Raw genomic sequence first — 12,848 nt, forward strand, 5'->3', positions numbered from 1 at the left:
TATTCATTAATCCTTTAAAACTTCTTTTAATTTTGTAATAACTAAAACTTCATCAATATGCTCAAAGTCCACAATTGGCATTAACTGACCTGACTGGGTAAGTTCGTTTGCATCTTTCTTTGTTTTTGTAACGTAACCTACAGGTATACCCGGTAGAAATTTGTTACTAATTCTTGATGTAACAACCAAATCACCTTCTGAAACTTTTGTGTTTTGTGGAATTTCAGTTAAATTCATGTATCCTTTTGTAATAAGTTTCAAATCACCACTGGCAATTGCTGTGTCGGATGTATTAGCGAAAGATACACTTACACTACTTTCATCATCTATAATTGCACGAACTCTTGCGTAGTTCTTTCCTACACTGGATACAATTCCAACAAGGCCACCACCACTTATAACATTCATGTCAACTTTGATGCCATCATCACTTCCTTTATCAATTGTAAATAAATTAAAGTAATTACCTGTGTCTTTACCAATTACTCTGGCAGCAATTTTTTTATAAGTTGAGTAATCCTTGTCTAATTTGTATAAATCCTGTAAACGTGTAAGTTCATATTTGTTTTGCGCAAGCAAACTGTTTTCCTGAGATAATTCATTTACCTGCCTCTTTAGTTTTGCATTTTCACTTTTTAGGGATTTAACTGATTTTAAAAGGTCGGCTTTGTTAGTAAACCAGCCTCCAATAGAATTTACTCCGTCCTGTAAAGGTATAACCACTGTACCTGCAACTGTTTTTATTGGATTTGAAAAACTAGGTGCAACTACAGAAAGTATAAGCGAACCTATACATAACAGAGTCAAAACGAATATTAAAATTTTAGGTTTTATATTTATCTTACTTGGCTTTTTCATATTAATCACCTTATTCTTTTTGTTATATTTTCCTTTGTCTACTATTTAGAATGTGCTTTCTTTTGGCTCATACATTAATTTACGGTATTTTGAATCTGACATAATAATCGAAATACCTCTAATTACTGACTCGCCCGGATTTTTAATAACATTCACATTCAAGTCTGTTTCTTTTTTGATTAACTTATCTAAGTTCTTAATTGATGATGAAGCACCTGTTAAATAAATACCTGCATCAACAATATCAGCAGTAAGTTCCGGTGGAGTTCTTTCTAAAAGATTCTTTATTGCATCAACAATATCATCAAAGAACTGCTCTATTGCTTCATAAACAGTATCCTTTGAAATACCTCTTTCAGATGGAAGACCTGTTATAACATTTCTTCCGTATACATAAAAGATGTCCTCGTCTGTTACACCGTCTTCCACATACATTGCATCAGATAAAGCTATTTTAATCTTTTCAGCTGTTTTTAAACCTATTAAAATATTATAACGCTTCTTAACGCTTTCACAAATTAACTGGTCTAACATATTGCCACCAATCTTAACAATTCTGCTTATTACTATACCACCATGTGATATAACAGAAACTTCGGTTGTATCAGCACCAATATTAACAATCATGTTACCTTTGGAGCTTGATATGTCTATGCCTAAACCAACAGCATCTGCTATTGGCTTTTCTACGATTTTAATTTCTCTCGCCTTAATATCTGACTTAGCAACTACTTCATAAAATGCTCTTTTTTCAACTTCTGTAATGTCTGCAGGAACTGCAATACAGAATCTACCCATTTTACTGCCTCTTGGACCTGTTAATTTTTTGAAGAACTGCTCAAAAAGCATTTTCATTTTCTTTAAGTCAGCAATAACACCATACTTAATAGGAAATACTACTTCGATATTATCAGGAGCTTTCTCGTACATTTTAAAAGCTTCATCACCTATTTCAAAAAGGTCTGTTTTATTTTTTATTGCTATAATATTTTTTTCATTTAAACTTGTTCTGGTAACACCATTATAAATTTTTATATTGCTTGTACCAAAATCTATTCCGTAAACGCTTTTACTCATGTTTAATCCTTTCAGCTCAGTTTCAATGACTTAATTTCTGTTAAATCATTTAGTTTGAATTCAAGTTTTTTTCATAAAGTCTATATTAGTTTCAAAGCTCGTAAACTGGAATAAGTATTATCACCAATAATAATGTGGTCAATTAATTTAATTCCAATCATTTTTCCAGCTCTTTGAACCCTAATGGTACTGTTGATATCATCTCTGCTGGGTGTTGGGTCACCACTTGGATGATTATGTATTAAAACAATGTTTACACAATTACATCTTAAAGCCTCAACAAAAATTTCTCTTGGAGAAATTAATGACTGATTAATGGTTCCTGATGTAATTAGTTTATCTTTAATTAATTTGCATTTAGTGTCAAGGAACATTACATGCATTTGTTCCTGTTCTAAATGTCTTAATCTTTCCATATAATAATTTGAGATTAATTCAGGAGTTTCAAACTTCACTGAATTATTAAAATTTGACATGGAAATTCTCTTAGCAATTTCTACAACAGCTAGAATCTGTATTGCTTTTACTTTGCCTATACCATTAATTTTGGTAAGTTGTTCAAAAGAAATACGTGTTAGTGACAATAAACCGTTGTCACTGTCTATTAAGGAGGACGATAGTTCCTTAACATTAACGCCTTTTGTACCATTTCGTAAAATCAACGACAATAATTCGCTGTTGCTCAATGTTTCCACACCATATTTTAATGATTTCTCATATGGTCTTTCATCTTCCGGTAATTGTTTAATTGTATTCATTTCTCAACCTTTCCGTTCTCTCCAAGTACAGAAAGTTGTGAAAATTTTAACCTTTGTTATTGTAGCACAATAAAAAAAGCATGTATATGTTTTTTACAATAAAAGACAAATAAAAATTTTTTACTATTTTATTGTAATTAAATCGTCATCAACCATGTTTTGGAATGCTTTTAATATTCCAAGTTTTGCATGCTGCCAGGTAAGACCTCCCTGAAAATATACAGCATAAGGTGGCTTAATTGGACCATCAGCACTAAGTTCAATTGAAGAACCTGACACAAAAGCACCTGCTGCCATAATTACAGGAGCATCATAGCCCGGCATATCCCATGGCTCAGGAGTTAAGTGACTGTCTACAGGTGCTGCTGCCTGTATGCCTTTACAAAAAGCTATAACACATTCAGGTTTTCCAAATTCTATAGCCTGTATAATGTCGTGTCTGCTTTCTGTTCCATTTGGAATTACATTAAAATTATATTTTTCAAAAAGATTTGCCGCAAAAATTGCACCCTTTAAGGCACTTGCCACAACTGTCGGTGCCAAAAACAAGCCCTGATATAAAAGACTCATAACACCTAAGTTAGCGCCAACTTCTTTACCAAGTCCCGGTGTTGTAAGACGATATGAACAATTTTCAACACAATCCTTTGTACCACAAATGTAACCGCCAATAGGAGCAAGACCGCCACCTGGATTCTTTATTAATGAACCTACTATCATATCTGCACCTACGTCAGATGGTTCTATGGTTTCAACAAATTCACCGTAGCAGTTGTCTACCATAATCTTAATTTCAGGCTTAATATCTTTTATAAATTTTATTACATTGCCGATTTTTTCTACAGATAATGTAGGTCTTGTTGCATATCCTTTGGAACGCTGTATACCAATTAAAGTTACACCGTCTAATTTGTTTTTTATGCCTGCTAAATCAAACTCGCCGTTCTCAAGCAAGTCAACCTGATCGTACTTTACACCATATTCAGCAAGACTTCCTTTTGATGGTCTTATACCGATAACTTCTTCTAAAGTATCATAAGGTTTTCCACTTATGTACATAAGTTTATCACCTGGACGTAAATTAGCAGACAAGGCTAACCCAAGTGCGTGTGTACCACATGTTATCTGTGGTCTTACAAGAGCGTCTTCTGTGTGGAAAACATCAGCGTAAACTTTTTCTAATGTATCTCTACCTATATCGTTATAGCCATAGCCTGTTGTTGTGTTAAAGTGTTCCTCTGCCACTTTATTTTTTTGGAAAGCAGATACCACCTTCAACTGATTGTACTCTGCAATTTTGTCAATTTTTTGAAATCTCTGTGATAAATCGTTAATAATTTCATCTGATATATTTAATACATCACTGTTTATGCCCATTCTTTCATATTGTTTCTGTATCTCTTTGTTTAAATTATCCATTTTTTTACCTCTGTATAATACTTTATTTTCTTGTTTTAATAATAACTTTTATTTGTCAATTGCATATAATTAATATTTAATTATGTAATTTGTAAATTAATAAAAGTTAATAATTTACATTGTTAAATAATCTTTACCACTAAATAATTTCTTTGTTTTTTAAAAAATTTAACATTTCATTTAAGACCTTTAATCTGTCATAATTAAATTCATCTATATTTAACATTGTTACATCTTTTTCTCTTCTAAACCAGGTAAGCTGTCTTTTAGCAAAATGTCTGGTATTTTTTTTGATTAACTCTTTTGTTTCATCTAAAGATGTTTTTCCGTCAAAGTAATTAAAAAGTTCTTTATAGCCGATACCCTGCATAGAAACCAAATCCCTTGTGTAGCCTTTGGCAATTAGTGTTTCCATTTCTTTTAAAAGACCATTATCAAACATAATATCAACTCTTTGATTTATACGATTATATAATTTATCACGTTTGTCATTTAAAACAAAATAAGCAAAATTATAAGGTGATTTGTTTTCGCGTTCTTTTTCATTATGTTCTGATATTTTTTTCCCTGTTTGTTTATAATATTCCAAAGCCCTAATGACACGTTTTAAATTATTACAGTGAATTGCTGCGGCAGATTCATGATCAACCTCTTTTAGCATATCGTGTAAAAAGGCATTACCTTTATCCTTTGCAAGTTGTTCTAAATATTCTCTATATTCATAATCTGTTTCTGTATCATCAAAATTAATATCATATAACACAGCCTGTATATAGAAACCTGTACCACCAACTATAATGGGAATCTTACCACGGCTAGATATATCATTAATCGCCTTTGTGGCCAGTTTCTTAAAAATGTGTACATTAAATTCTTCTTTTGGCTCTAATATATCTATTAAATGATGGGGAATACCATCGGTTTCTTCTTTTGTAATTTTAGCAGAACCTATATCCATCCCCTTATAAACCTGAATGGAGTCTGCGCTGATTATTTCTCCATTTATTTTTTTTGCTAATTGAATGGACAAGTCAGTTTTTCCTACTGCGGTAGGACCTGTTAGAATAACTAATTTATTCATTTTTTCTCCTAAATTATTCGTTTAAACTTCTTTTCTAATTCATATTTACTCATGGAAATTATAGTTGGTCTTCCGTGAGGACAATTATATGGATTATCTAATTGCAGAAGCTGTTCTATTAGTTTGTCAGCCTCTTCATAAGACAATTTGCTATTCCCTTTAACAGCTGCCTTACAGGACATTGACGCAATTTTTTCATTAATTATGTCAGGCACCATTTTGCCTGTTTCATTAGAAAGATTGTCAACTATGCCCATTAAAACATCTTCGCTGTCTAAAGTGTAAAGGTCTGATGGAACTGCTCTTACAGCATAATCCTGACCACCAAATGGTTCTATTTGAAAACCTATATTTTTAAAGTTTTCTAAATATTTCTCCAGTAACTGACTTTCACTCATAGACAAAGAAAGTATGATTGGAGGATTAATCATCTGACTGCTAATTTCTTTATTTTCCAGTTTGTTCATAAGAGATTCAAACATTACTTTTTCATGAGCTGCATGTTGGTCAATTATATACATTTTGTCGTTATATTCGACTATCCAATAAGTGTCAAATACCTGACCTATTATTTTATGCTTTGGCTTTGCCACTTCACTTAAAAAGTTGTCATACTCTTCAGTAAGCTCTCTTTGAACCATTTTATTATTTGTAATATTATTGATGTTATTTGCTGTTGCGTTATAATTAACATCTTCTTGTAAGGTATTGTTCCCAAATTCAGATGGTGTCATATTTAACTCTTTTGGCCCTTCGCCAAAATTATAAAAATCATATTTTACATTTGAACTATTATCGTTTGATAATTTGTTATTTATTGAATTAACAATATCCTGTCTTTTATTTTCAAAAGGTTCAGGGACATATTTTATCTGTTCAGCTTTTTCTACATTCTTCTCGAAAGTAACATCAATAATATTTGGCTTTTCTATTAATGCATCATTGATGCATTCTGAAATCATAGGATAAATACTTTCTGATTTTCTGAAACGTAATTCCATTTTGGAGGGATGTACATTTACATCTAAATATTCAGGTTTAATTGTAAAATCAATTACCGTAAATGGATATTTGTGCTGCATTAAAATAAATTTATAACCATCTTCTATTGCTTTTGAAATTATATTGCTTTTAATATATCTTCCATTAATAAAATAATTCTCGAATGTTCTGTTTCCTTTGGAAATTATTGCTTTGCCAATATACCCTGAAATTTTCATAAAGTCATTTTCTTCGTTTATCTCAAGAATATTTTCAGTAATTTCTCTTCCATAGATGCTGTAAATAACATCTTTCAAATTACCATTACCTGAGGTATGAATTTTGACCTTGCCATTACTTTTAAAACTTATTGCAATTTCAGGATGGGATAGAGCAATTTTTTCAATTATATCAGATACATAACCGGCTTCTGTTTGAGCAGTTCTTAAAAATTTTCTTCTGGCAGGTGTGTTAAAGAAAATATTATTAACAATAAATGTTGTGCCCACAGGGATACCGATTTCTTCAAAACCAACTTCTTTTCCACCTTCAATTCTATAGCGGATTCCTTCCATGGCATCAGCTGTTCTTGTTAGAAGTTCAACCTGACAAACGGCTGCTATACTTGATAAAGCCTCACCTCTAAAGCCAAGAGATGAAACTGTAAGCAGATCCATGGCAGTTTTAATTTTGCTTGTGGTGTGTCGTAGGAAAGCGATTCTTATGTCCTCCTTGTTTATGCCTTTTCCATTATCAGTTATTCTAATGGATTTAGTACCACCTTCTTCTATTTCCACTGAAATTCGTGTAGCACCTGCATCAATGGAATTTTCCAGTAATTCTTTAACTATTGAAGAAGGTCTTTCGACTACTTCACCTGCTGCTATTTGATTGATTGTACCTTGATCTAATTCTTTTATTATTCCCATATTATTCCTTTACCAACGGTTTTTTAACTGATTTTGTAACTTAAATAAATAATTTAATCCTTCAATTGGTGTCATTTCACCTAAATTCAATTCCTGAATTTCTTTTATTATTTCATTTTCATTTACTGCATCAAATAAAGTCATCTGGTGCGCCTCTAAATCATCGTTAATGGATGGAAGCACGTTTGTACCAGGCTGTAAGGAAGCTGCAATATTCTTTGCCTTTGCAGTAATATCTGCATTACTTAATTCTGCAACTAATTCCTTTGCCCTGTTTAAAACACTGTCAGGGACGCCGGCAAGTTTTGCTACCTGTATACCATAACTTTTATCTGCACCGCCTTTGATGATTTTTCTTAAAAAGACGATATCATCGCCCTGTTCCTTAACGCTAATACAGTAATTATTTACACCTGGTAGAGTTCCCTCTAATTCTGTCAGTTCATGATAATGTGTAGCAAACAATGTTTTAGCTCCAAGAATTTTCTTATCACATATATGCTCAACAACAGCCCAGGCTATTGATAAACCATCAAAGGTACTTGTACCTCGTCCAATTTCATCCAATATTAAAAGGCTGTTTGCAGTAGCATTTCTTAAAATATTTGCCACTTCCGTCATTTCAACCATAAATGTACTTTGTCCACTTGCCAAGTCATCTGAAGCACCTACTCTTGTGAAAATCTTATCGCATATAGAAATATTAGCTTCTTTTGCAGGCACAAATGAACCTATTTGAGCCATTAAAACTATTAAGGCTGTTTGTCTCATATAAGTTGACTTACCTGCCATGTTAGGACCTGTTATAATGGACAATCTGTTTTTGTTTGTATCTAAAAATGTATTATTTGATATAAACATATTGTCAGGTATCATTTTTTCAACCACAGGATGTCTGCCGTCTTTTATGTCAATAACACCTTTTTCATTTATCTTTGGTTTTACATAGTTATTATGTTCTGCAACATAGGCTAAAGAAGCAAAAACGTCAATTTTCGCTATGGCTTTTGCAGTCATTTGAATTCTGTTAATCTGATTATAGATTTCATCTCTTACTGATGTGAAAATATTATATTCCAATGAGAAAAGCTTATCTTCAGCACCAACAATAATTTCTTCCAGTTCTTTTAATTTGTCAGTTGTGTATCTTTCAGCATTAGTTAAAGTCTGCTTTCTAACATAATAATCAGGCACAAGATTTTTAAAGGAATTGGATACCTCTATGTAATAACCAAATACTTTGTTAAATTTGATTTTTAATTTGGTTATGCCTGTTTTTTCTTTTTCCTGAGCTTCTAAATCAGCAAGCCAACCTTTGCCTTCTGTTTTAGCAGAGCGTAACTTATCAATTTCTTCATTAAAACCACTTCTTATGATACTGCCTTCCTTGATATTAATCGGTGGATCATCTGTAATTGAATTAGTAATTAACGAAGTTATATCCTCTAATGTATCAAGCTGCTCATATAATTCTATAAATAAAGGTGATTTAAAATCCTTTATAATATTCTTAATATGGGGCAACATCTCCAATGACGTTTTAAAAGCGATTAAGTCTCTTGGGTTAGCTGACTTGTAGGAAATCTTACTAAGAAGTCTTTCCAAGTCATAAATTGGAGATAAATACTCTCTTAATTCGTCTCTTGTTATAATGGACTTATTTAACTCTTCAATTACTTTTTGTCTGTTGATTATTTTTTCTTTAGAAATTAGTGGCTGTTCAATGTAGCCTCTTAAAGTTCTGGCACCCATTGCTGTTTTTGTTTTATCAAGTACCCATAAAAGTGAACCACGTTTTTGTTTTTCCCTTAAGGTTTCACATAACTCAAGATTACGTCTTGTAGATGTATCAAGAATCATAAATGTACTTGTTGAATAAGGTACTAACTTAGATAAATGTGTTAATGAATTTTTCTGTGTTTCATACAAATATTTAAGTAAGGAACCTGATGCTATAACACCAAGTGACATTTCAGAAATTCCAAGACCTGATAAGTCCATAATCCCAAAATGATCTTTTAAAACTTCTGAACAATTATTTTCGTCAAAATACCATTCTTCCAGCTCAAATACTGAAATGGAAAGTCTGTTCTTAATATCGTCAATATCCATACCGCACATTAAAAATGCATGATTACAGATGATTTCAGTAGGCATGAATTTATTGATTTCATCAAGAACATTTCTTTCAGAATAAACTTCTGTTACATAGTAATCACCTGTAGTAACATCAGCTATTGATATGCCAAACTTACCACCGATATACGCAATTGACATTAAGTAGTTGTTTTTGCCTTCGTCCATTGCAGTAAGGTTTAAATTAGTACCCGGTGTAACAATTCTTGAAACTTCTCTTTTTACTAAGCCCTTTGCAAGTGCAGGATCTTCTGCCTGTTCTACAATACAGACCTTATAACCTCTTGTAACTAATTTATTTATATATATGTCAACGGCATGGTAAGGAACACCGCACATTGGTGCCCTCTCCTCTAAACCACAACTTTTTCCTGTTAAAGTGATTTCCATAACTTTTGATGCTTCTAAGGCATCGTCAAAAAACATTTCATAGAAATCTCCTAAACGATAGAAAATTATACAGTCTTCATGCTGTTTCTTTGTTTCTAAGTAATTTTTCATCATTGGTGTAAGACTTTCAAAATGATTGTCCCACACATCTTTCATCATCTGCGGTAAACTCATAACTATCTCACTATTTCTCCCATATAATAAAATCCTTTAGCTTCGTTTAATCTAACATTTACAAGCTGACCAATATCTTCTTTGTTTCCTTCAAAGTGAACAACTGCATTATTACTTAATCTTCCTGTAACGTAGCCTGGAATCTTTTTGTTTACTTCTTCTATTAAAACTTCCTGAACAGTCCCCTGATATTTTTCAGTTTTCTTTTTTGAAATTTCATTAACTACTGCAAGTAATCTGTCAAAACGGTCTTTAATAACATCATCACTTACCTGATTTTCCATTTTTGCAGCAGGTGTTCCCGAACGCTTTGAATAAATAAATGTAAATGCTGATTCATATTCAGCCTTTTTAACAACATCAAGGGTTTCAAGGAAATCTTCTTCTGTCTCTCCCGGAAAACCTACAATTATATCTGTTGAAATCCCAATATCAGGTATTGCTTCTCTAAGTTTTCTTACTAATTCTAAATATTGTTCTTTAGTGTAATGTCTGTTCATTTTTTGAAGCAAAGCTGTACTACCTGATTGAAGTGGTAAATGCATCTGCTTACAAATCTTTTTAGATTTTGCCATTACTTCAATTAATTCATCTGATAAATCCTTTGGATGTGATGTCATAAAACGGATTCTCTTTAAGCCGTCTATTTTCTCAACCTGCTCTAATAACTGAGCAAATGTAATAGGATTTTCAAGATTTTTTCCATAAGAGTTTACATTCTGACCTAAAAGCATGATTTCTACAACTCCATTAGCAACTAAATCCTTTATTTCGTTAATAATATCTTCAGGATTTCTACTTCTTTCGCGACCTCTTACATAAGGAACAATACAGTAACTGCAAAAATTATCGCAACCATACATAATATTAACGCCTGATTTAAAGTCATACTTTCTAACAGCAGGTAAATCTTCTACAATTTCTGTTGTGCCATCCCAGATATCTTCGATTTTGTGACCGCTTATTAATCTTTCATATAATAATTCAGCTAATAAAAATACATTATGTGTACCAAAAATCAAATCAATAAACTTGTAGCTTTTATTTAATTTTTCCACAACCTGTGGCTCCTGCATCATACAACCGCAAAGGCCGATAATCATGTCAGGGTTCTTCTCTTTAATTTTTGAAAGATATCCAAGTCTGCCATAAATTTTTAAATTGGCGTTTTCTCTTACGGTACATGTGTTATATAAAACTAAATCAGCATGCTCATCTTCTGTTTCTTCGTAGCCAATTTCAGTAAGAATACCAAGAAGTTTCTCTGAATCCTTGAAATTCATCTGGCAACCGAATGTACAGACACACGCTGTTAATTTTCTTCCTAAAGCAGCCTCTTTTGCCTTGATTATTTCTTTACATTTATCAATATAATATTGTTGCTTTTCGCCTTCGCTTGTAAAACTCATATAAATCTCCTATTTTATCTTTTTAGTTATTACTTATAATTTCATTTACGGGAACATCATGTAACTCGGTTGGAATTTTATCAAATACCTGAAAATCATACGCTACACCAATTGAATGACAACTGCTATTTCTAAGATATCTGTCGTAAAATCCACCTGCCTGACCTATTCTTTCCCCTTTAGTCGAAAAAACCACTCCGGGAACCAAAATTAAGTCGGCACTAGGTGCAATTTCTGTGTTGCTTGGCTCCGGAATGTTATATAGACCATTTTCAAATTTATCATTTTTGTTTATTGCAGCAAAGTACATTTGTCCGTTTTTATTGACAACTTTAGGGACTGCCACAGTTTTATCTGCCAATAGTGCATCCCTTATAACTAAACTTAAATCAACCTCATTTTGAATTGCCATATAACAATAAATACACTTGCTTTCTTTGTAAAACTGACTATTAATAATCTTATTACAGATAATATTACTTTTTACCTGTACATCACTTTCAGTCATTTTTAATCTTTTCTGTTTTATTTCTTTTCTTAATCTGTTTTTTTCTTCACTAATATTCATCTTAATGCTTTCTTTTTGGCTCTACTTTTGAAATTGAACCGTCAGGATTCTTGATTCTAACATTATCAAGATTAGCTGACAGATTATTAATGACAGCCATTCTATATTCTGTTCTAAGCTGTTTTTGTTCTTCAATTTCTTCAAGGGTAAGTCCTGTTTCTTTTGATTTATGATATAACTCGTTAATTCTGTTTATTTTTTTCTTGTCCATTTATTTTAAAAATATATATGATGTATTCTTATCTGAGGTAACACATCCTATATACTCTCCTTTCTCCTGTAAAATTACTTTTTTGTTTGGAAACTTGTGGATGCAAACCACCTGAAATTCTTTACCAAACAATGTTTTTTCTGTTGTTGTTGAAATCACTGTATTATTATTTACAAATCTAATATCATATTCTTCTGAATAAGTTGCATCAATTTCGTTGGAAATTAAATTGAAAAATTGAGTTCCTGATGCAGTATTCATTATCATATATGGTATATCTTCTATTACTGTTGCATTTTTTAGAAGATACTCTCCTGAAGTTGTCTTATTAATACATGTATATATTTCTTTTGTTTCAATGTCATAGAAAATAATATTCTCGTCATTACTTTCGTAATTTACTTTCGAATAAATCAAAAAGTTTTCTATGATTTTTGCACTTACAATTGTTGTGTCATAATATGCCTGATCTACAGCATTCATTATTAAATTAGACTGGTCAAGCTGTAAGTCACTTATAAACTGCTGTATGTTTAAAACAAATAATGATTCAACTGCTGCCTCTTCTTTTGTAAGATTCTCATGTCTGTTATTTTCCGCAACAGAATAGCCGGTTTTCATTATACAGCTTTTTTCATTATATGGAAGAATAAATTCAATTCCATTTTTTACTAAGTTTTCATCTTTAATGAAAATCTGTTTATTTTTATCAAAATTAAATAAAATAAGTGAATAATCAAAAAACTCTTTTAAAATTCCGTTTTTGCTGATTCTTGGAAGAGCTCTTTGTATTATAAGATTTGACTCATCCAATATAAAAATCTTAATCTGCTTATTGTCAGGATATAAATTAATAT

Annotated in this window: 11 protein-coding genes; all 11 read right to left on the minus strand. The window is 31.7% G+C overall.

The window, feature by feature from the left end; genetic code table 11:
* Positions 1 to 6: 6 nt before the first annotated feature.
* Complete coding sequence (mreC, locus tag ACZM4J_RS10145; RefSeq protein ID WP_302690410.1) at positions 7 to 858, minus strand: rod shape-determining protein MreC; 852 nt, start codon at positions 856 to 858, stop codon at positions 7 to 9.
* Positions 859 to 903: 45 nt separating this feature from the next.
* Entirely contained in the window at positions 904 to 1,935 is a 1,032-nt protein-coding gene (locus tag ACZM4J_RS10150; RefSeq protein WP_302690411.1) for a rod shape-determining protein, read from the minus strand.
* Between the two features lie 80 nt (positions 1,936 to 2,015).
* Entirely contained in the window at positions 2,016 to 2,693 is a 678-nt protein-coding gene (radC, locus tag ACZM4J_RS10155; RefSeq protein ID WP_022166102.1) for a RadC family protein, read from the minus strand.
* Between the two features lie 123 nt (positions 2,694 to 2,816).
* Entirely contained in the window at positions 2,817 to 4,112 is a 1,296-nt protein-coding gene (locus ACZM4J_RS10160) for a methionine gamma-lyase family protein (RefSeq protein ID WP_022166101.1), read from the minus strand.
* 139 nt (positions 4,113 to 4,251) lie between these two features.
* Positions 4,252 to 5,193 (minus strand): tRNA (adenosine(37)-N6)-dimethylallyltransferase MiaA, encoded by a 942-nt coding sequence (miaA, locus tag ACZM4J_RS10165; protein ID WP_022166100.1) that lies wholly within the window; start codon positions 5,191 to 5,193, stop codon positions 4,252 to 4,254.
* An 8-nt stretch (positions 5,194 to 5,201) separates the two neighbouring features.
* Positions 5,202 to 7,103, minus strand: a complete 1,902-nt coding sequence (mutL, locus tag ACZM4J_RS10170; RefSeq protein ID WP_428244666.1) for a DNA mismatch repair endonuclease MutL — start codon at positions 7,101 to 7,103, stop codon at positions 5,202 to 5,204.
* 9 nt (positions 7,104 to 7,112) lie between these two features.
* Positions 7,113 to 9,803, minus strand: a complete 2,691-nt coding sequence (gene mutS, locus ACZM4J_RS10175; RefSeq protein ID WP_022166098.1) for a DNA mismatch repair protein MutS — start codon at positions 9,801 to 9,803, stop codon at positions 7,113 to 7,115.
* A gap of 2 nt (positions 9,804 to 9,805) precedes the next feature.
* Positions 9,806 to 11,212, minus strand: a complete 1,407-nt coding sequence (gene miaB, locus ACZM4J_RS10180) for a tRNA (N6-isopentenyl adenosine(37)-C2)-methylthiotransferase MiaB (protein WP_428244667.1) — start codon at positions 11,210 to 11,212, stop codon at positions 9,806 to 9,808.
* 22 nt (positions 11,213 to 11,234) lie between these two features.
* On the minus strand, positions 11,235 to 11,780 hold the full coding sequence (locus ACZM4J_RS10185; RefSeq protein WP_022166096.1) for a 5-formyltetrahydrofolate cyclo-ligase: 546 nt from the start codon (positions 11,778 to 11,780) through the stop codon (positions 11,235 to 11,237).
* Position 11,781: 1 nt separating this feature from the next.
* A complete protein-coding gene (locus ACZM4J_RS10190) occupies positions 11,782 to 11,991 on the minus strand; it encodes a DUF896 domain-containing protein (RefSeq protein WP_428244668.1) in 210 nt (69 codons plus the stop codon).
* Positions 11,992 to 12,848, minus strand: an 857-nt coding sequence (locus ACZM4J_RS10195; RefSeq protein WP_489486080.1) for a hypothetical protein, incomplete at its 5' end; no start/stop codon positions are given.

This window comes from Eubacterium sp., assembly GCF_057858645.1.